A 19,800-nucleotide genomic window follows, 5' to 3' on the forward strand; every position below is an offset into this window, starting at 1 on the left:
ACTGACTAATGTTTGGTATCAGCTTCTCTGAACTGCTGCTCGTCGGCCTCGTCGCCCTGCTGGTGCTGGGCCCCGAGCGTTTGCCGGGCGCTGCGCGCACCGCTGGCCTGTGGGTCGGGCGTCTGAAGCGCAGCTTCAACGCGATCAAACAGGAAGTTGAACGTGAAATCGGTGCCGACGAGATTCGTCGGCAACTGCACAACGAGCACATCCTGTCGCTTGAGCAGGAGGCGCGGAAAATCTTCACCCCGACCCAGCAGGAGCCGACGCCGGTGGAGCATGTGGGAGAGCAGACGATTCATGCGCCTGCCGCTGCCGCCGCGACAGCACCTGCACCTGCTGTTTCGGCCGCGCAACCCGCGCCCGTTGTGGCAGCGACTCCGGTTGAACCCGTTGCTCCAGCCGCTGCGCCGACAACGACGGCGCCTAACGACACCACTTTGCCGCCGCGAGCCCCATGAGCGATCTCCCTGAAAACGACCAGCACATGCCGCTGGTTTCGCACCTCACCGAGTTGCGTACCCGTCTGCTGCGCTGCGTAGCGGCGATCTTCATCATTTTTGCCGGGCTGTTCGCCTTCACCCAGCAGATCTACACCTTCGTCTCGACGCCACTGCGCGCGTACCTGCCCGCCGGCGCCACGATGATTGCCACCGATGTGTCGTCGCCGTTCCTGACGCCACTGAAGTTGACGATGATGGTCTCGCTGTTCCTTGCAATCCCGGTGATCCTGCACCAGATCTGGGGTTTCATCGCCCCGGGCCTGTACAAGCATGAAAAACGCATTGCTGTGCCGTTGCTGATGTCCAGCATCGTGTTGTTCTATGCCGGCATGGCGTTCGCCTACTACCTGGTGTTCCCGCTGATCTTCAAGTTCTTCGCCGCTGCCACCCCGGCCGGCGTGGAAATGATGACCGACATCACCAGCTACCTCGATTTCGTCATGACGCTGTTCTTCGCTTTTGGCGTGGCGTTCGAAATCCCGGTGGCCGTGGTGCTGCTGGTGTGGATCGGCGTAGTCGACGTCAAATACCTGAAGAAAATCCGCCCGTACGTGGTCATCGGCTGCTTCGTGGTCGGCATGATCCTGACGCCGCCGGACATCTTCTCGCAGACCCTTCTAGCCGTGCCGATGTGGTTGCTGTTCGAAATCGGCATCCTGTTTGGCAGCCTGATCAGCGAGCGTGGCGAGCACCCGGACGACCAGCCGGCTGACGACAACAACGACCAGCCGCCAGCGACTCAACCGTGAACCTGCTGCTGCTCGAAGAAGCCGATTTCATTGCGGCCGACCGGGTGATCCTGCGTGATCGCCGGTTGACCCACATGCAGGAAGTCCACCGCTGCGAAGTGGGCGACAGCATGCGTGTCGGGCGGATCGGCGGGCTGATGGGCTCGGCCGAAGTGCTGCGCCTGGACACCGGCGAAGCGGAATTGCGCGTCACCCTCGACCAGCCACCACCAGCCAAGCTGCCATTGACCCTGGTATTGGCCCTGCCACGCCCCAAGATGCTGCGCAGGGTGTTCCAGACCGTGGCGGCCATGGGTGTGCCGCGGATCGTGCTGGTCAACAGCTATCGCGTCGAGAAGAGCTTCTGGCAGACCCCGTTCCTGGAGCCCGAGGCGATTCGCGAGCAGTTGATCCTCGGCCTCGAACAGGCCCGGGACAGCGTGCTGCCGCAAGTCGTCATCGAGAAGCGCTTCAAGCCGTTCGTCGAAGACCGTTTGCCGGCGATTACCGAGGGCACCCTCGGCCTGGTGGGGCATCCGGGCAATTACCCGCCCTGCCCTCGCGCACTCAGCGAACCGGTGACCCTGGCCATCGGCCCCGAGGGTGGCTGGATTCCCTACGAGATCGACCTGCTGGGCAAATCCGGCCTGCAACCGGTGCAACTGGGCGAGCGCATCTTGCGCGTTGAAACCGCCGTGACCGCGCTGCTGGCACGCCTTTTCTAATCCCCGGACACAACCCCCTGTGGGAGCGAGCTTGCTCGCGATAGCGGCGTGTCAGTCAACAATGAAGTGGCTGATACACCGTCATCGCGAGCAAGCTCGCTCCCACAGGTTCATCATCTGCCCCGAAAAACTCAGTTGTCCGTACATCGAGTAGTGTCTACTGATTCAGGCTCCCCTGCCGATACGCCCCCCATAAAACCAAAATGTGGTCCGGGGAGTTTCAGCATGTACCAATGGCTAGCCGAGAATCTGGGAAACGTCAGCGTCAAACGCAAGCTGGGGATCGGCTTCGGCCTGGTGCTGTTACTGACCCTGCTGATCACCTTCACGGGCTGGAGTGGCCTGAGCGGTGTGACCAGCCGTGGCGATAAACTGGGGTTCATCGCCAGTCTCAACGACCTGACCAAGGACCTGCGCATTGCTCGCCTGGATTACGAGATGCGTCGCGGCGAACAAGGCCCCGGCGCCGTCAACGAGCTGTTGGGTAAACTCGAAAGCGGCCTGCAGACCGCCCGCGGCCTGATCGAGCAACCGGCTGATACGGCCATGGTCGATCAACAACTGGCCGCTGTCGCCGAATACCGCCGTGCCTTCAGCGACATGACCCAGGCCGGCGCCCAGCGTGAAGACGCCCGCAGCAAACTCGGCGCCACCGCCGACAATGCCGTGGCCCGCGTCGCCGAAGTGGAAAAATCCATGCTGCAAGGTGACAGCGTGACCGCCTTCAATAGCGTGATCGACCTGAGCAAACTGATCCAGCAGGCGCGTTTCCAGGTTCGCGGCTACACCTACAGCGGCAAGAGCGAAGCCGAACAGCCAGCCCTCGACGCGATCGACAACGCCCTGAAGAACCTCGAGAGCCTGCCGGCCAAACTGCCTGAAGAACACATCGCCAACCTGCAACAGGCGACTGATTCACTGAAGGCCTACCGCGCCGCCGTCAGCCAGTTCCGCGACTCCCAGGTGGCCAGCGCCAAGGCTCTGGTACGCATGTCTGCCCAAGGCGACATCCTGTTGGGCATGAGTCAGAAACTCACCGTCTCGCAAACCGTCGTGCGTGACACCGACGCCGCCCATGCCAAGAACATGCTGACCCTCGCCACTGTACTGGCCATCGCCTTCGGCCTGCTGGCCGCCTGGGCGATCACCCGGCAGATCATCATTCCATTGAACCAGACCCTGGCCGTCGCCGAGCGCGTCGCCAGTGGCGACCTGACCCACAACCTGACGTCGCAGCGCCGCGACGAACTCGGCCAGTTGCAGCGCGCCATGCAGAGCATGACCCAAGGCCTGCGCGAACTGATTGGCGGCATCAGCGATGGCGTCACGCAGATCGCCAGCGCCGCCGAAGAACTGTCTGCGGTCACCGAGCAGACCAGCGCCGGGGTCAACAGCCAGAAGGTCGAGACCGATCAGGTCGCCACCGCCATGAACGAAATGGCCGCCACCGTGCAGGAAGTCGCGCGCAACGCCGAAGAAGCCTCCGAAGCTGCCGTCGCCGCCGACCAGCAGGCCCGCGAGGGCGACAAAGTGGTGGGTGAAGCCATCGCCCAGATCGAACGCCTGGCCGCGCAAGTCGGTCACTCCACCGAGGCCATGGGCGAACTCAAGCGCGAAAGCGACAAGATCGGCAGCGTGCTCGACGTGATCAAATCCGTGGCCCAGCAAACCAACCTGCTGGCCCTCAACGCGGCGATTGAAGCCGCCCGCGCCGGTGAAGCCGGGCGTGGTTTTGCCGTGGTGGCAGACGAAGTCCGCAGCCTGGCCCAGCGCACCCAGAAGTCCACCGAAGAGATCGAAGAGCTGATCGTCGGCCTGCAAAGCGGCACGCAACAAGTGGCGACCATCATGGACAACAGCCGCAACCTGACTGACAGCAGTGTCGAACTGACCCGCCGCGCCGGCGGCTCACTGGAAAGCATCACCCGCACCGTCTCGGCGATTCAGGCGATGAACCAGCAGATCGCCACTGCCGCCGAACAACAAAGCGCCGTGGCCGAAGAGATCAACCGCAGTGTGCTCAATGTGCGAGATGTGTCGGATCAAACGTCGGCGGCAAGTGAAGAGACGGCGGCGTCCAGCGTTGAGCTGGCGCGGTTGGGGACGCATTTGCAGATGCTCGTGGGCAGGTTCAAGGTATGAGTGAAACCCCATCGCGGGCAGGCTCGCTCCCACACTGACCGGCTCAGACACAACGCCTGTGCCAGGCGCCGGCCCTGTGGGAGCGAGCCTGCTCGCGATTGGAACGACGCGGTGTAACTTTGAACCCCCCAAAAAAAACCCGCTTTCGCGGGTTTTTTTCATCATGCCAACTGAGGCTGTTCGCTCATCGGTTTGAGCGGCAGCAGCGGCGCGTGGGGATCGGCCTTGACCGATTTGCGCCATGCGCCCAGCCACTCCGCATGGCCCTCGCTCCAGACCTGCTCATGCAAGCGAGCCAAGGCCACCGGGTCGCTCAACAGTTGCACACGCTCGTTGTTGGTCAGGCCTTCAGGTCCAACCTTCATCGCGTGTCGCACCCGCTCGACCCGCAGCCATTCGATCGGCTCGGCCTGACGGTGACGGGAGGTCGCCAGCGAGCACGCCAAGGCGTTCTGCTGTGGATCGACCACCGAACGGACGAAGCCGTCGTTCAGCGCATGCCAGCGGTTTTCGTGGGTGTACTGGTCGGTGGCCAGCAACGCCTGCGGCGGATTGTATTCCTCAGGGATCAGGAACAGGCTCTCGTCACGGGACTTCAGACCCAGGCCGACACGGCTGGAGATCACCGACACCGGGATCGACAGCATCAACGAGCCGACGATCGGCACCAGCCACCACAGGAAGCTCGGGTTCAGCCAGATCACCAGCATGGCCCAGAAGAAGCCCAGCAAGGTCTGCGGACCGTGGCGCTTGACCGCTTCGCTCCACGGCGTGGAGTCGTCGTCACGTTGCGGCGAGTTCCAGGTCGCGGCCCAGCCGAGGAACGCGGCGAGGACGAAACGGGTGTGGAAGATCATCCGCACCGGCGCCAGCAGCATGGAGAACAGCATCTCCAGCAGCATCGACAGGGTCACCTTGAACTTGCCGCCGAACTCTTTCGCACCCTTGGCCCAGATCAGGATGATGCTCAACAGTTTCGGCAGGAACAGCAGCACGATGGTGGTCGAGAACAGCGCAATCGCCTTGTCCGGGTGCCATTGTGGCCACAGCGGATAGAGCTGGCGCGGTTCGAGGAAGTACTGCGGCTCCATCAGCGTATTGACCGCCAGCAGCGCGGTCGACAGCACCAGGAAGAAGAACCACAACGGCGCCGACAGGTAGGACATCACGCCGGTCAGGAACACCGCGCGGTGCACCGGGTGCATGCCCTTGACCAGGAACAGGCGGAAGTTCATCAGGTTACCGTGGCACCAGCGACGGTCACGCTTGAGTTCGTCCAGCAGGTTTGGCGGCAGTTCTTCATAGCTGCCCGGCAGATCGTAGGCAATCCACACGCCCCAGCCGGCACGGCGCATCAACGCGGCTTCAACGAAGTCGTGGGACAGGATCGAGCCGGAGAACGCGCCTTTACCCGGCAACGGCGCCAGGGCGCAGTGGTCGATGAACGGCTTCATGCGGATGATCGCGTTGTGGCCCCAGTAGTGCGACTCGCCCAGTTGCCAGAAGTGCAGGCCGGCGGTGAACAGCGGGCCGTACACGCGAGTGGCGAACTGCTGCATGCGCGCATACAGGGTGTCCATGCCCGACGCACGTGGCGCGGTCTGGATGATCCCGGCGTCCGGCGTGGCTTCCATCAGGCGCACCAGACTGGTCAGGCACTCGCCGCTCATCACGGAGTCGGCGTCGAGTACGACCATGTACTTGTAGTCACCGCCCCAGCGACGGCAGAAGTCGTCGAGGTTGCCGCTTTTACGTTTTACGCGACGACGACGACGGCGGTAGAAGATCTTGCCGAAGCCCCCGGCTTCACGGCAGACGTCCAGCCAGGCCTGTTGCTCGGCGACACAGATATCGGCGTCGTTACTGTCGCTGAGGACGAAGAAGTCGAAGCGGTCCAGGTCACCCGTGGCCGCTACCGACTCGAAGGTCGCCCGCAGGCCGGCGAATACCCGTGGCACGTCTTCGTTGCAGATCGGCATCACCAGTGCGGTGCGCGCATCCTTTGGAATCGGCTCGTTGCCGGCACTTTTACCGGAGATACGGTATTTATCGTGACCGGTCAGCAATTCGAGGAAGCCCATCAGCGCGGTCCAGAAACCGGCCGATACCCAGCAGAACAGTATCCCGAACAGGATCAGGATGCTGGTCTGCAAGGCATACGGCAGCACTTGCGTGGCGGTTTGCAGCAGCGGTTGGTGCAGCACTTCGTTGAGGTCGACGAACGACCAGCCCTGGTACGGCATGATGCCTTTCATGTACCAGCCGGCGACGATGGTCTGGCCGAGCATCAGCAGCAACAGAATGTAGCGACGGATCGAACCCACGGTACGCCAGCGCGCCGCCGGCAGGACACGTTCGTCCTTCGGCGGCGCCGGCGGGTTGGTACGACCGGTCATCCGACGCCAGCCACGCACCAGAATGTTGGTGCGCCACGGCTCCGGCACGACCTTGGTCCGCCGAATCGGCGGGGTCGCCTTGAGGCAAACCCGGCCGTTGGCGTCGAGCGCCAGCATTTCCGCGTCCTGCAACTCTTCGGCGGTGCTCAGGGTCAGGCGTTTGCCGACCGAAGCCTGGGCGGCTTCGGTCGGGGCGTCGAACGTCGATGACGACAGGCGTTCGTGCAATTCGCTGAAAGACTGGCAGCCCGCGAGTTCCGCGCGCTGCTGGTCGGTCATCGGCAGATGCGCCAGATACTCGGAGAGAGTTTCTGGCCGTACTTGAGAGTTACTCATCGGCAGGCAACTGATAGCTCCAGGTCTCGGTCAGGACTTCTTCAGTCGGGGCCGATTCCGGTGTGGCTGGGGCCGCGTCGGCAGCGGCAGGCTGCTTGGCGTCTTTATTGGCCTTGTCCTTGGCATCTGCAACAGGCTTCGCTTCAGCCTGCTTGGCCTCCGCTTGCCTGGCTTCCTTGTCCGCTTTCTCTTGTTGCTTGGCGGCAACCTTGTCGGCCTTGGCAACCGACGAGTTCGACGCTGGAATCGAAGTCTTGGCCAGATCCGCCGGCACGATGTTCTGTACCAGTGCGGCACGCATCTCGGTGGACTTGCCCGGGTCCTTGATCTTCATCCGCAGGGTCAGGCGCCAGCCCTTGGTTTCAGGGTTATAGCGCACGCTGTTTTCCACCAGCTCGGCATTGTCGCCGACGCTGACCTGGCTGCGAACGTCCGTATCGGCCGGCAATGCCGCCAGGGATGGGCCTTCGAAGTCCACCAGGTAGGCAACGCTGCCGTCCGGCTGACGAATCAGGTTGGACTGTTTGACGTCACCAGTGGAACGCAGGGTCTGTTTGACCCAGGCGCTGTCCGGTGCGTGAATCGAGTCTTCATCCATGGTCCAGTGCATACGATAAGCGACATCGAGCGGCTGGCCAGGTTCCGGCAATTTTTCCGGATTCCAGAAGGCTACGATGTTGTCGTTGGTTTCGTCGGCGGTCGGAATCTCGACCAGGTCGACAGTGCCCTTGCCCCAGTCACCCTTCGGCTCGATCCAGGCGCTTGGGCGCTTGTCGTAACGATCGTCGAGGTCTTCGTAGTGGCTGAAGTCGCGGCCACGTTGCAGCAGACCGAATCCGCGCGGGTTTTCCACGCTGAAGTTGCTCACAGCCAGGTGTTTCGGGTTGTTCAGCGGACGCCAGATCCACTCGCCGTTGCCGGCATGGATCGCCAGACCGCTGGAGTCGTGCAGTTCGCGACGGTAGTTCAGTACCTTCGACGGCTGGTTGGCGCCGAACAGGTACATGCTGGTCAACGGGGCGATACCCAGTTTGCCGACCTTGTCACGCAGGAACATCTGCGCCTTGACGTCGACGATGGTGTCGCTGCCCGGACGCAGGGTCAGGCGATAGGCGCCGGTGGCACGAGGTGAGTCCAGCAGGGCGAAGATCACCAGGTGCTTGTCGCCTGGCTTGGGCTGCTGAATCCAGAACTCGCGGAAACGCGGGAATTCTTCGCCGGATGGCAATGCGGTATCAAGTGCCATGCCGCGAGCGGACAAACCATAGACGTGACCCTTGCCGACGACGCGGAAGTAGCTCGCGCCGAGCATGGTCATGATTTCGTCTTGCTTATCAGCCTTGTTGATCGGGTACAGCACACGGAAACCGGCATAACCCAGTTGTTCGGTGGCCTTGGGATCGACCTGCATGTCGCCGAAGTCGAAGCGACTCGGGTCGTATTTGATCTCTTCGACGTTGTTCGCGGTGATTTCGTTGATTTTCACCGGCGTATCGAAATGCATGCCCTGGTGATAGAAGGACAGCTTGAACGGCGTCTTCTGATCAGCCCACTCGGCTTTTTCCGTCAGAAAGCGAATTTTCTGATAGTCCGCGAATTTCATGTCGCGGAACTCGTTCGGCAGGTTACTGCGCGGCGCTTCGTATTTCTGCCCGGCCAGCTCTTTTGCCTTGGCCGATACATCATCCAGACTAAATGCCCAAAGCTGGCCGGCGCTGAGCAGGCAGAGCAATGCAGAGCCCGCTACCAGGGCGCTGCGTAGCCGTTTGGCAGACAATTTTGGTGCGTTACAGGGACTAACAATCACGAGCAACCCTCGCCGAAAACAGATCAAAAAACCAACGGCCAGTTAAAGGGTCTGCTCGGTGTACGGTATGAAAAAACCGCCCTTGCAAACCACTCTTGCCAAGTTGGCGAGCATTGTTCCGACTCCGCTGGGGCGAAATGATTCCCCAATCGGATCCGGACAAGTCTCTACCTAAGTCAAAATGGACCAACGAACGCTGATCCCCGTAGCGCGCGATTATCTAGTAGGCCGCGTTACAACGCATCAGGGGTAACAAAGTATTTATCGCGAAAAAGTCCTGTTTTCAGTCGAATTGAGCGTAAAAACTTGTTTCAAACGCTTTCAGGCCTGTAACAGGAAGGTTACCGGGCCATCATTGACCAGGTGCACCTGCATATCCGCGCCGAATCTACCTGATGCCACAGTGCCATGCACCTGTTTCGCTTTGCTTAATAAATAGTCGAATAGCTCCTCGCCCAGCGCCGGAGGGGCCGCGGTCGAAAAACTCGGACGCAGCCCGCTTTTGGTATCGGCAGCCAGAGTGAACTGAGAGACCAGCAGCAGCCCGCCACCCACATCCGCCAAGGACAGATTCATCTTGCCCTCAGCGTCACTGAACACCCGATAGTTAAGCAGCTTATTGAGAAGTTTGTCGGCGCTGGCCCGCGTGTCGTCGGGCTCGACGGCCACCAGGACCAGCAACCCCTGATCGACGGCACCTACGACTTCGCCCGCGACCTCGACCCGCGCGCCACGCACCCGTTGCAACAGGCCCTTCATGCTTCTTCAGGCGGCAGGTCAAGCAGTCGCCGGGCCATCAGATTGGCGGCGCGCACCAGCGCGTCGGTGATGCCCGGCTCGGAAGCGGCATGACCGGCGTCGCGGATGACCTGCAGTTCGCTGTTCGGCCAGGCTTGATGCAGTTCCCAGGCGTTATCCAGCGGGCAGATCACGTCATAGCGACCATGGATGATCACACCGGGCAAATGGGCGATCTTGCCCATGTTGCGGATCAACTGGTTCTGCTCCAGGAAGGCGTGGTTGCTGAAGTAGTGGCATTCGATGCGGGCAATCGACAATGCACGCTGTGGCTCGGAGAAGCGATCGACCACCAGCGGGTTAGGACGCAGGGTCGCGGTGCGGCCCTCCCATGTGGACCAGGCCTTGGCCGCGTGCATCTGGGCAATCTGGTCGTTGCCGACCAGACGCTTGTGGAACGCGGCAAGCAAGTCATCGCGCTCGTCCAGAGGGATCGGCGCGATGTAGTCCTGCCAGTAATCGGGGAACAGGCGGCTGGCGCCGGCCTGGTAGAACCATTCGATTTCCTGCGGACGGCAGAGAAAGATCCCGCGCAGGATCAGACCGTGTACACGTTCAGGATGGGTTTGTGCGTAGGCCAGCGCCAGGGTCGAACCCCATGAGCCGCCAAACAGCACCCATTTGTCGATGCCCAGGTGCTGGCGAATCCGCTCAAGGTCGGCGACCAGATCCCAGGTGGTGTTGTTTTCCAGGCTGGCGTGGGGGGTGGAGCGACCGCAACCACGCTGATCGAACGTGACAATGCGATAGAGATTGGGATCGAAGAAGCAACGACTCTGGGCATCACATCCGGCACCGGGACCACCATGGATGAACACCACGGGCAAACCTTCCGGTGAACCGCTTTCGTCGACATACAGCGTGTGAGTCTCGTCGACGGCCAGATCGTGCCGGGCGTGGGGTTTGATCTGCGGGTACAAAGTCTGCATTGCGCACTCCGTAAGGGGTCAAGGTCATCCCTGGGGGGACTTCTATTATTCTGCCGTCCGGCATCATAAACCCGAATTACGTCAATGAGCATGCCCGTGCGAAGTCAGAGTTTCGCCGCCAGATATCCGAACAAGGTTTTGTACAGCGCATCGACCTCGTCCGCCTGCCCTCGGGCCCGCAAACAGCCATGAATCAAACCCTCGCCGACATACAGCGTGGCAGCCACGCCCGCAGCCTTCAGTCGCTCGGCATACAGCACGCCGTCATCGCGCAACGGGTCGAATTGCGCCACCGCGATCCATGCCGGTGGCAGACCGCTGAAATCCGTGGCGAGCAATGGCATCGCGTAGGCGTTCGGGTGGCGGGCGCCTTGCAGGTAAAGCGCGTGATAGCAATCGACGTCACTGCTGCTGAGTAACGGCGCGTCGATGCACTCACTGCGCGACGGCAGGCGGTGATCGCCGCCCAACCCCGGATAAATCAGAACCTGCGCGCACGGCAGCGACTCGCCGGCATCGCGCAGCGCCAGGCACAACGCCGCCGCAAGATTGCCACCGGCACTGTCGCCGACCACCAGCATGCGCTCCGGATCGAGTTGAAACGCCCCGGTGCGCAGTGCCCGCCAGACCTTCAGGCAATCATCGAACGCAGCGGGAAACGGATACTCCGGTGCCCGGCGGTAATCGACGGCGATCACCCGTACACCGAGTGTCGATGCCAATTCGGCGCAGATGAAGTCGTGGGAATCGAGGCCCCCCACCACCCAGCCACCGCCATGCAGGTAAACGATGCACGACGCACCACTGGCCGGTGGTTGATAGGAACGAACAGCAACACCGGCCAACTCGAAATCAATCACAGACAACCCGGCGGGGCGCGCCGGGGTAAACGCCCGGCACATCTCGCTGTAGGCCTGGCGCAACCCGGTGATACTGCTGTCAGTGCTGTTGAAACTCAGGGTTTTGTCGACGAATGCTGTCATTTGCCTGGAAAGCGGGTATTGAGCCATGAGCCGGGTGCCCGTTCAGGGAAATGTGTGGGACCCACCCTGTGGGAGCGAGCTTGCTCGCGATGGCGGCGTGTCAGTCGACATCAATTCTGAATGTCCTACCGCTATCGCGAGCAAGCTCGCTCCCACAGGTCTTGCACAGAGCAGACGGGGGTCAGTTCTTCAGGCTGGCCTGAACCGTGGCTACGCCATCCTTGCCATCAAAGCTACTGACACCGGCCAGCCAGCGCTGCAAGTCCTCCGGATGGTCACGCAGCCATTTTTTCGCGACATCCTGAGCCGTTTGGCGCTCCATGATCGGCACCATCAACTGGCTTTCCTGGGCGGCGCTGAACGTGAGGTTCTCCAGCAGGCGATTGACGTTCGGGCAACGCTGGGCGTAATCCGGCGCGGTCACGCTGGAGACCGTCGCGGCGCCTTCATTCGGCCCGTAGACGTCTTCGCTGCCGGTCAGGTAGTCGATCTTCATGTTGATGTTCATTGGGTGCGGGGTCCAGCCGACAAACACCACGAACTCCTTGCGGTTCACGGCGCGCTGAACGGCGGCCAGCATCCCGGCCTCACCGGACTCGATCAGTTTGAAATCCTTCAGGCCGAAGTGATTGGTCTCGATCATGGTCTTGATCGTGGTGTTCGCGCCGCTGCCCGGCTCGATGCCGTAGATCTTGCCGCCGAGCTGATCCTTGAATCTGGCGATGTCGGCGAAGGTTTTCAGCCCGGCCGCTGCCACATAGTCCGGGACCGCGAGGGTGGCCTGGGCATCGGCCAGGCTCGGTTTGTCCATGACCTTGACCTGATTGGCAGCCACGAAGGGTGCAATGTTTTTATCCATCGCCGGTTTCCAGTAACCGAGGAAGATGTCCAGGCGCCTGTCGCGGATGCCCGCGAAGATGATTTGCTGCACGGCGCTGGTTTGCTTGCTTTCGTAGCCGAGACCGTTGAGCAGCACATCGGCCATTCCGCTGGTGGCGATCACGTCGGTCCAGTTGACCACGCCCATGCGCACGGTTTTACAGGAAGCGTCGTCCGCGGCCATGACGCCGGCGCTCAACAGAGCAGTGCCGCAGAAGATTGAGAGACAGCGGGTGAACAGACCTTTGGGGCTTGTCATAGAGAGCATTCTCGTGCGGCAGCGGATTATTGTCGGGGCGGTGTCTTTGTGCACCGTGGCCAGAACATTACGCAGCAGACGAGCAGTGAAAGCGAACTGTGGCGACCGTGTTTTGCACGGTGGCGACTGTCATGAGCAGATATTGAGGCATATGAAAACCTGTGGGAGCGAGCTTGCTCGCGATGAGGCCATGACATTCAACATTGATGTTGCCTGCCAGTCCGCCATCGCGAGCAAGCTCGCTCCCACAGGTTATGCGGCAGGTTAGCGCTTGTAGTGTTTTTCACCCCAGGCCAACAAGCCTTGCAGCAACTCCTTGAGCACCACCCGCGTCGGTTCTGCCAGATCCGGGCGATAACGGAACGGCTCGAATTCTTCCATGTAGGTGCACTGCCCCAGCTCAAGTTGCACCGCATGGATGTTCTCGGCCGGATTACCGTAATGGCGGGTGATGTGCCCGCCCTTGAAGCGCCCGTTGAGCACATGGATGTAATCCGGGTGCCCGGCGCAAATCGCTTCCAGTTGGGCCGCAAGCTGTGGATCGCAACTGGCGCCATTGAAGGTACCAAGGTTGAAATCCGGCAACTTGCCATCGAACAGGTGCGGGATGATCGAGCGGATCGAGTGCGCATCGAACAGCAGCGCGTAGCCGAACTCGGCCTTCAATCGCGCCAGTTCCTGCTGCAAGGTACTGTGATACGGCGTCCAGATCTGCTCCAGATAAGTTGCCCGCTCTTGTTTCGAAGGCTCCAGCCCTTCGCGGAACAACGGCACGCCGTCGAACAACGTGGCCGGGTACAGGCCAGTGGTCGCGCCCACGTACAGCGGCTTATCGTCGGAAGGCCGGTTAAGGTCGATGACGAACCGCGAATACTCGGCGGCCAGGGTGCTGGCGCCCAGTTCCGCGGCGAAATCGTACAGCTGCGGGATATGCCAGTCGGTGTCCGGCAGGCTTTTCGCCTGCGGGATCAACCCGGCCTCGACTGCCGGAGTCAGGCGCACACCGGCGTGGGGCATGCTGATCAGCAGCGGTACGCGGCCTTGTTTGAAGTTCAGAACCTTATCCACAACAGATCTCCTACAGACTTGATTCGACGCCGTGGCGCACGACGCGTTTTTCCAGATCGCCGCCCAGCCAGTAACAGAGGTCGGCCGGACGATCAATTTGCCAGGCGACGAAATCCGCGACCTTGCCGGCTTCCAGCGAACCATGGGTTTCAGCCATGCCCAGCGCGGTGGCGGCGTGAATCGTCGCGCCCGCCAGGGCTTCTTCCGGGGTCATGCGGAAACAGGTGCAAGCCATGTTCAGCATCAGGCGCAACGACAGTGCCGGCGAGGTGCCCGGATTGAGGTCGCTGGCGATGGCGATTTTCACGCCGTGCTTGCGCAAGGCATCCATCGGCGGCAATTGGGTTTCGCGCAGGAAGTAATAGGCGCCGGGCAACAGCACCGCAACCGTGCCGGACTTGGCCATGGCAATGGCGTCATCCTCGGTCATGAACTCCAGGTGATCGGCGGACAACGCGTGATAACGCGCCGCCAGGCTCGAGCCGTGCAGCGACGACAATTGCTCGGCATGCAGCTTCACTGGCAAGCCCAGTTCCTGGGCGGTGATGAATACACGCTCCACCTGCGCAGGCGAGAACGCCAGGTATTCACAGAAGGCATCCACCGCGTCGACCAGCCCTTCGGCGGCCAAGGCCGGGAGCATATCGGCGCAGATGTGATCGATGTAGTCGTCGGCGCGATCGGCGTATTCCGGCGGCAAGGCGTGAGCCGCCAGACAGGTGCTGCGCACGCTGACCGGCAGTTCGGCACCGAGGCGACGGGCCACACGCAGCATCTTGCGCTCGTTGGCCAGGTCCAGGCCGTAGCCGGACTTGATTTCGATGCTGGTGACGCCATCGCGCATCAGGCTTTTCAGGCGTTTGGCGGCGCTGGCGAACAGTTCATCTTCGCTGGCGGCGCGGGTAGCGCGCACGGTGCTGGCGATGCCGCCACCGCTGGCGGCGATTTCCGCGTAGCTGACGCCTTGCAGGCGCTGCTCGAATTCGCCGCTGCGGTTACCGCCGAACACCGTATGGGTATGGCAGTCAATCAGGCCCGGTGTGACCCAGGCCCCTTGCAAATCGTTGACCACCGAGTACTCGCCCGCCGGCAGGTCAGCGCGCTGGCCGACCCACTCAATGAGCGCACCTGACGTCACGATGGCCGCGTCCTCGATGATCGAGTAGACGCCTTGCGCCATGGTTGCGACGTGGCAGTGTTGCCAGAGAGTTTTCATCCGTGGCCTCCGTTAGGTTATCGATGAGAAAAAGAAGGTTCCTGCTCTACCAGTGCCGCCTGCCCCGCCGCAGGCTTCACCCAGGTCAGGTAGGCAAGCACCAGCAATACAATCCATACCACGCCGACGATCAGAGCCGCCTGGGTGTCCGGGAAATAGCCCAGCACGCCGAAGATAAACAGCATGAAGGCAATCGCCGCCATCGGCGCATAGGGCCAGAACGGTACCGGGAACTTCAACTGTGCGACCTGTTCACTGCTCATGGAACGACGCATGGCCACTTGGGTGAACAAAATCATCAACCAGACCCACACCGTGGCAAAGGTCGCGATGGAGGCTATCAGCAGAAACACGTTTTCCGGAATCAGGTAGTTCAGCAACACGCCCAGCAGCAGCGCGGCGCTCATCACCACCACGGTCATCCATGGCACACCGTTGCGCGACAAACGCGCGAAGCCCTTGGGTGCGTGGCCCTGCTGAGCCAGGCCGTACATCATCCGGCCTGCGCCGAAGATATCGCTGTTGATGGCCGAGATCGCCGCCGAGATCACCACGATATTGAGGATGGTCGCCGCCGAGCTGATGCCCAGATTGTCGAAAATCTGCACGAAAGGACTGCCCTGGCTGCCGATCTGCTGCCATGGAAAGATCGACATCAGCACGAACATGGTCAGCACGTAGAACAGCAGGATGCGCAACGGCACGGCATTGATCGCCCGAGGCAGCACATGCTGCGGGTCTTTGGCTTCACCAGCCGTCACACCGATGATTTCAATCCCGCCGAACGCGAACATCACCACCGCGAACGAGGCGATCAGGCCACCCACGCCATTGGGCATGAAACCGCCATGGCTCCAGAGGTTGCTGATATCTGTTGCTTGGGCGCCGGGGGCCGTGCTGATGCCGAACAGCATGATGCCGAAGCCACCCAGGATCATCGCGACAATGGCCGCGACCTTGAGCAGCGACAGCCAGAACTCCATTTCACCGAAGACTTTGACGTTGCACAGGTTCAAGCCGCCGACCACCGAGACGATGCCCAGCACCCAGATCCAGCGCGCGACTTCCGGAAACCAGAAGCCCATGTAAATACCGAACGCGGTGACATCGGCCATGCCGACGATGACCATTTCGAATGCGTAGGTCCAACCGAGGATGAAGCCCGCCATCGGCCCAAGATAGGTACTGGCGTATTGGCCAAAGGAACCGGCCACCGGGTTGTGCACCGCCATCTCACCGAGGGCGCGCATGACCATGAACACCGCCGCGCCACCGATCAGGTACGCGAGCAATACCGCAGGCCCGGCCATTTGAATGGCCGAGGCAGAACCGTAAAACAGCCCGGTGCCGATCGCCGACCCCAGTGCCATGAAGCGAATATGTCGGGCAGAGAGCCCGCGTTTCAAACCTTTTTCTGGCTGTTGCATTTCTCGTCCCTAATTATTGTTATTCGACGCAAAATCGAATCGCCGGCAAGCCGGCTCCTACAGGTTCATGCGACCCCCCTGTAGGAGCTGGCTTGCCAGCGAGGGGTCCTTAAAGGCTCGGCAAAAGCTTCGTCGTCACCAGTTCGTTCAGGCAACGCGAGGCCAACAGCTCGGTTGCGGCGTTGATATCCGGCGCAAAGAAACGGTCCTTCTCATAGAAAGGCACTTCGTTACGCAGAATGGCACGGGCCTTTTCCAGTTTTGGCGAGGTCTTCAGACCATTGCGCAGGTCCAGACCCTGAGCCGCCGCCAGCCATTCTACGGCGAGAATCCCGCGGGTGTTCTCGGCCATTTCCCACAGACGCTTGCCAGCCGCCGGAGCCATCGATACGTGGTCTTCCTGGTTGGCGGAAGTCGGCAGGCTGTCCACCGAATGCGGATGGGACAACGCCTTGTTCTCGCTGGCCAGTGCCGCTGCGGTCACCTGGGCGATCATGAAGCCGGAGTTCACGCCACCGTTGGCCACCAGGAACGGCGGCAATTGCGACATGTGCTTGTCCATCATCAGCGAGATACGGCGTTCGCTCAGGGAGCCGATTTCAGCGATGGCCAGTGCCATGTTGTCAGCGGCCATGGCCACCGGCTCGGCGTGGAAGTTACCACCGGATATCACGTCACCTTCAGCGGCGAACACCAACGGGTTGTCCGATACGGCGTTGGCTTCGATGGCCAGCACTTCGGCGGCCTGACGGAACTGGGTCAGGCAGGCGCCCATGACTTGTGGCTGGCAACGCAGGGAGTATGGATCCTGGACCTTTTCGCAGTTTTCGTGGGAGTCGGAGACTTCGCTACGCTCGCCCAGCAGATCACGGTAAGCGGACGCGGCGTCGATCTGGCCTTTCTGGCCACGGGCAGCGTGGATGCGTGCGTCGAACGGCGAGCGCGAACCCAGCACCGCTTCAACGGTCAGGCCGCCCAGCGCCAAGGCACCGGCGAACAGGTCTTCACCTTCGAACAGGCCACGCAGGGCAAAAGCGGTGGAGACTTGAGTGCCGTTGAGCAGCGCCAAACCTTCTTTGGCGGCCAGGGTCAGCGGAGTCAGACCGGCGACTTTCAGCGCTTCGGTGGCTTCCATCCACTCGCCTTTGTAGCGCGCCTTGCCTTCACCCAGCAGCACCAGCGACATGTGCGCCAAAGGCGCCAGGTCACCGGAGGCACCGACCGAACCTTTCAATGGAATATGCGGGTAAACCTCAGCGTTGATCAGGGCGATCAGCGCATCGATCACCACACGACGGATGCCGGAGAAGCCACGGCTCAGGCTGTTGACCTTGAGCACCATGATCAAACGCACCAGGGCGTCGCTGATCGGCTGACCGACACCGGCGGCGTGGGACAGCACCAGCGAGCGCTGCAGGTTTTCCAGGTCTTCGCTGGCGATACGGGTCGACGCCAGCAGGCCGAAACCGGTGTTGATGCCGTAGGCGGTGCGATTCTCGGCGAGGATCTGCTCCACGCAGGCAACACTGGCTTCGATCTGGGCCGAGGCGCTGTTGTCGAGGGTGATTTTTACCGGCTGCTGATAAACATCACGCAGTTGGGCCAGGCTCAGTTGACCGGGAATCAGGTTTAGAGAAGTCATTTTGTGCTCCTTTTGAGAGTTAGCTATTAACTAACCAGACGCTCCGGAGATGTCCGTTGTCCGTCGCTTCCCCCTTTTTGAGGGGGTGGCGCCTTGGCACGCTGGTTTTGTAGGGAAATCAGTTCAAATTCGGTAAGACTTTTTGCAGCAAAACAGGGTCTTTCAAAACACTGGCAGCGGCGGCAATGTCCGGTGCCAACCAACGATCCTGATCGTAGGCCGGAACATGTTCACGCAGCAGGCGCCAGGCCGCATCGGTGCCTGCGCCGAAGCGTTGTTCCTTGAGGAATTCGAACGCCTGGGCGGCCAGCAAATACTCGATGGCAAGGATTTGCGTGCAGTTTTCCAGCGCACGATGCAGCTTCAGCGCGGCGTTGGTGCCCAGGCTCAGGTGATCTTCCTGCAGGCCCGACGTCACGTAGTTATCCAACACTGCCGGTTGCGCCAGTTGACGGTTTTCCGCGCACAGCGAAGCGGCGACGTATTGCACGATCATCATCCCGGAGTTCACACCCGGGTTGGCCACCAGAAAGGCCGGCAGGCCGCTGACGTGCGGGTTGATCAAACGGTCCAGGCGACGCTCGGCGATGGAGCCGATTTCCGCCATGGCAATCGCCAGCAGATCCGCCGCCATTGCCACGGACTGGCCATGGGGGTTGGCCTGAGACACCACGCGGTATTTGTCTGCGGTGCCCAGCACCAGCGGGTTGTCGGTGGCGCCGTTGAGTTCGGTTTCGATCTGTTTGGTCGCATGCACCAGTTGATCGCGTGCGGCGCCGTGCACCTGCGGAATCGAGCGGATGCTCAGGGCATCTTGCGTACGAATGCCTTTGCTCTGGGCAATCACTTCGCTGCCGTCGAGCAGTGCGCGCAGGTTGATTCCGACCTGTTGCATACCCGGGTGCGGCTTGAGCGCGATGATCTCGGCGTCGAAAGCGTCGATTTGCCCGCGTTGGGCTTCGAAGCTCATGGCGCTGATCACGTCGGCCCATTCCAGCAGGCGCGTAGCATCGGCAATGGCCAGGCAGCTCAGGCCAGTCATGCACGGTGTGCCGTTGACCAGGCACAAACCGTCCTTGGCACCGAGCTTGACCGGTTGCAGGCCTTCCTCGGCCAGTGCTTGCTGCGCGGAAACGATCTGACCGCGATAGCTGACATTGCCGACGCCCAGCAGCGCGATGCCGATGTGGGCCATGTGGGTCAGGTAGCCCACGGAACCCTGGGACGGCACTTGCGGGGTGATGCCACGGTTGAGCAGTGCCAGCAGCGCTTCGACGACCTGACGGTGCAGGCCGGATTTGCCGTGGCTGTAGTTGACGACGGCGGCGCACATGATCGAGCGGGTCTGCTCGTTGCTCAGCGCTGCACCCACGCCGCAAGCGTGGCTGAGCAAGGTGTTACGCGACAACTGGCTGAGTTGTTCGTCCTGCAGCGAGACGTTGCACAGCGCGCCCAGGCCGGTGTTGATGCCATAAGCACGTTCGCCGCTGGTGACGATGCGCTGGACGATGGCCTGCGCGTTTTCGATGCGCGCCCAGATCGGCGCCGACAGCTCAAGCTGTGCGCCATGACGGGCCACGGCGACCACGTCCTGCCAGGTTACCTGCGCTTCGGTGATAACGATTTTTTCAGCCTGGGACATCTTCAACCTCGTGCTTACAACCTGAATATTGATGCAGCTTTACCGGCCTCATCGCGAGCAAGCTCGCTCCCACAGTGGGTCCCCGGTGTTCACAAAACCTGTGGGAGCGAGCTTGCTCGCGATGAGGCCAGCACAGCCGGCACAAACCTCTTAAACCACCGCCGCCCGACGCTGTACAAAGCGGTCGACATATTCATCCGCAGGCGAGTGCAGGATCTCTCTCGGCGTGCCGACCTGGATCAGGCGGCCATCCTTGAGGATCGCGATACGGTTGCCGATGCGCACGGCCTCGTCGAGGTCGTGGGTGATAAAGACGATGG

At 61.4% G+C, this 19,800-nt stretch carries 15 protein-coding genes and 2 pseudogenes; 5 read left to right on the forward strand and 12 right to left on the reverse strand.

Annotated features, from left to right (window positions below; translation table 11 throughout):
* Window positions 1-8 precede the first annotated feature (8 nt).
* From tatB to AC1DVH_RS00415, 5 genes and pseudogenes are all read left to right on the forward strand, one after another.
* The gene (gene tatB, locus AC1DVH_RS00395; RefSeq protein ID WP_477752190.1) at window positions 9-461 is read left to right on the forward strand and encodes a Sec-independent protein translocase protein TatB; all 453 of its coding nucleotides are present in this window, start codon (window positions 9-11) and stop codon (window positions 459-461) included.
* On the forward strand, window positions 458-1,252 hold the full coding sequence (gene tatC / locus AC1DVH_RS00400; protein WP_477752191.1) for a twin-arginine translocase subunit TatC: 795 nt from the start codon (window positions 458-460) through the stop codon (window positions 1,250-1,252). The genes tatB and tatC overlap by 4 nt, the downstream gene beginning before the upstream one ends.
* Window positions 1,249-1,956 (forward strand): 16S rRNA (uracil(1498)-N(3))-methyltransferase, encoded by a 708-nt coding sequence (locus tag AC1DVH_RS00405; protein ID WP_477752192.1) that lies wholly within the window; start codon window positions 1,249-1,251, stop codon window positions 1,954-1,956. The genes tatC and AC1DVH_RS00405 overlap by 4 nt, the downstream gene beginning before the upstream one ends.
* A 225-nt stretch (window positions 1,957-2,181) precedes the next feature.
* Window positions 2,182-3,243 (forward strand): annotated as a pseudogene (locus tag AC1DVH_RS00410) (methyl-accepting chemotaxis protein); the annotation flags it as partial.
* Window positions 3,244-3,384: 141 nt separating this feature from the next.
* Entirely contained in the window at window positions 3,385-4,098 is a 714-nt protein-coding gene (locus AC1DVH_RS00415; protein ID WP_477752206.1) for a methyl-accepting chemotaxis protein, read from the forward strand.
* 161 nt (window positions 4,099-4,259) lie between these two features.
* On the opposite strand, the gene mdoH is transcribed toward AC1DVH_RS00415, so the two are convergent.
* From mdoH to AC1DVH_RS00475, 12 genes and pseudogenes are all read right to left on the reverse strand, one after another.
* A complete protein-coding gene (gene mdoH / locus AC1DVH_RS00420; RefSeq protein WP_477752193.1) occupies window positions 4,260-6,830 on the reverse strand; it encodes a glucans biosynthesis glucosyltransferase MdoH in 2,571 nt (856 codons plus the stop codon).
* Window positions 6,823-8,637, reverse strand: a complete 1,815-nt coding sequence (locus tag AC1DVH_RS00425; protein WP_477752194.1) for a glucan biosynthesis protein — start codon at window positions 8,635-8,637, stop codon at window positions 6,823-6,825. The genes mdoH and AC1DVH_RS00425 overlap by 8 nt, the downstream gene beginning before the upstream one ends.
* Window positions 8,638-8,958: 321 nt before the next feature.
* Complete coding sequence (gene dtd, locus AC1DVH_RS00430; protein ID WP_477752195.1) at window positions 8,959-9,396, reverse strand: D-aminoacyl-tRNA deacylase; 438 nt, start codon at window positions 9,394-9,396, stop codon at window positions 8,959-8,961.
* On the reverse strand, window positions 9,393-10,364 hold the full coding sequence (pip, locus tag AC1DVH_RS00435; RefSeq protein ID WP_477752196.1) for a prolyl aminopeptidase: 972 nt from the start codon (window positions 10,362-10,364) through the stop codon (window positions 9,393-9,395). The genes dtd and pip overlap by 4 nt, the downstream gene beginning before the upstream one ends.
* Before the next feature lie 104 nt (window positions 10,365-10,468).
* Complete coding sequence (locus AC1DVH_RS00440) at window positions 10,469-11,374, reverse strand: alpha/beta hydrolase (protein WP_477752197.1); 906 nt, start codon at window positions 11,372-11,374, stop codon at window positions 10,469-10,471.
* Between the two features lie 154 nt (window positions 11,375-11,528).
* Window positions 11,529-12,485, reverse strand: a complete 957-nt coding sequence (locus tag AC1DVH_RS00445; RefSeq protein ID WP_477752198.1) for a choline ABC transporter substrate-binding protein — start codon at window positions 12,483-12,485, stop codon at window positions 11,529-11,531.
* A gap of 264 nt (window positions 12,486-12,749) precedes the next feature.
* The gene (gene hutG / locus AC1DVH_RS00450; RefSeq protein WP_477752199.1) at window positions 12,750-13,553 is read right to left on the reverse strand and encodes an N-formylglutamate deformylase; all 804 of its coding nucleotides are present in this window, start codon (window positions 13,551-13,553) and stop codon (window positions 12,750-12,752) included.
* A 10-nt stretch (window positions 13,554-13,563) separates the two neighbouring features.
* Entirely contained in the window at window positions 13,564-14,769 is a 1,206-nt protein-coding gene (gene hutI / locus AC1DVH_RS00455; RefSeq protein ID WP_477752200.1) for an imidazolonepropionase, read from the reverse strand.
* 17 nt (window positions 14,770-14,786) lie between these two features.
* Complete coding sequence (locus tag AC1DVH_RS00460; protein WP_477752201.1) at window positions 14,787-16,196, reverse strand: amino acid permease; 1,410 nt, start codon at window positions 16,194-16,196, stop codon at window positions 14,787-14,789.
* 109 nt (window positions 16,197-16,305) lie between these two features.
* Window positions 16,306-17,838 carry a histidine ammonia-lyase gene (hutH, locus tag AC1DVH_RS00465; protein WP_477752202.1) on the reverse strand — a complete coding sequence of 511 codons (1,533 nt, stop codon included), beginning with the start codon at window positions 17,836-17,838 and terminating at the stop codon, window positions 16,306-16,308.
* A gap of 118 nt (window positions 17,839-17,956) precedes the next feature.
* Window positions 17,957-19,480, reverse strand: coding sequence for a histidine ammonia-lyase (hutH, locus tag AC1DVH_RS00470; RefSeq protein WP_477752203.1), 1,524 nt, complete (start codon window positions 19,478-19,480; stop codon window positions 17,957-17,959).
* Window positions 19,481-19,630: 150 nt separating this feature from the next.
* A pseudogene (locus AC1DVH_RS00475) lies at window positions 19,631-19,800 on the reverse strand (glycine betaine/L-proline ABC transporter ATP-binding protein); the annotation flags it as partial.

It is taken from the genome of Pseudomonas sp. P4_C3 (genome assembly GCF_056402075.1).

Excerpts from the sequence above, each read along its gene's own strand:
- tatB (WP_477752190.1), top strand. The coding sequence starts at position 9 with ATGTTTGGTATCAGCTTCTCTGAACTGCTGCTCGTCGGCCTCGTCGCC.
- tatC (WP_477752191.1), top strand. The coding sequence starts at position 458 with ATGAGCGATCTCCCTGAAAACGACCAGCACATGCCGCTGGTTTCGCAC.
- AC1DVH_RS00415 (WP_477752206.1), top strand. The coding sequence starts at position 3,385 with ATGAACGAAATGGCCGCCACCGTGCAGGAAGTCGCGCGCAACGCCGAA.
- mdoH (WP_477752193.1), bottom strand. The coding sequence starts at position 6,830 with ATGAGTAACTCTCAAGTACGGCCAGAAACTCTCTCCGAGTATCTGGCG.
- dtd (WP_477752195.1), bottom strand. The coding sequence starts at position 9,396 with ATGAAGGGCCTGTTGCAACGGGTGCGTGGCGCGCGGGTCGAGGTCGCG.
- pip (WP_477752196.1), bottom strand. The coding sequence starts at position 10,364 with ATGCAGACTTTGTACCCGCAGATCAAACCCCACGCCCGGCACGATCTG.
- AC1DVH_RS00440 (WP_477752197.1), bottom strand. The coding sequence starts at position 11,374 with ATGGCTCAATACCCGCTTTCCAGGCAAATGACAGCATTCGTCGACAAA.
- AC1DVH_RS00445 (WP_477752198.1), bottom strand. The coding sequence starts at position 12,485 with ATGACAAGCCCCAAAGGTCTGTTCACCCGCTGTCTCTCAATCTTCTGC.
- hutI (WP_477752200.1), bottom strand. The coding sequence starts at position 14,769 with ATGAAAACTCTCTGGCAACACTGCCACGTCGCAACCATGGCGCAAGGC.
- AC1DVH_RS00460 (WP_477752201.1), bottom strand. The coding sequence starts at position 16,196 with ATGCAACAGCCAGAAAAAGGTTTGAAACGCGGGCTCTCTGCCCGACAT.
- hutH (WP_477752202.1), bottom strand. The coding sequence starts at position 17,838 with ATGACTTCTCTAAACCTGATTCCCGGTCAACTGAGCCTGGCCCAACTG.
- hutH (WP_477752203.1), bottom strand. The coding sequence starts at position 19,480 with ATGTCCCAGGCTGAAAAAATCGTTATCACCGAAGCGCAGGTAACCTGG.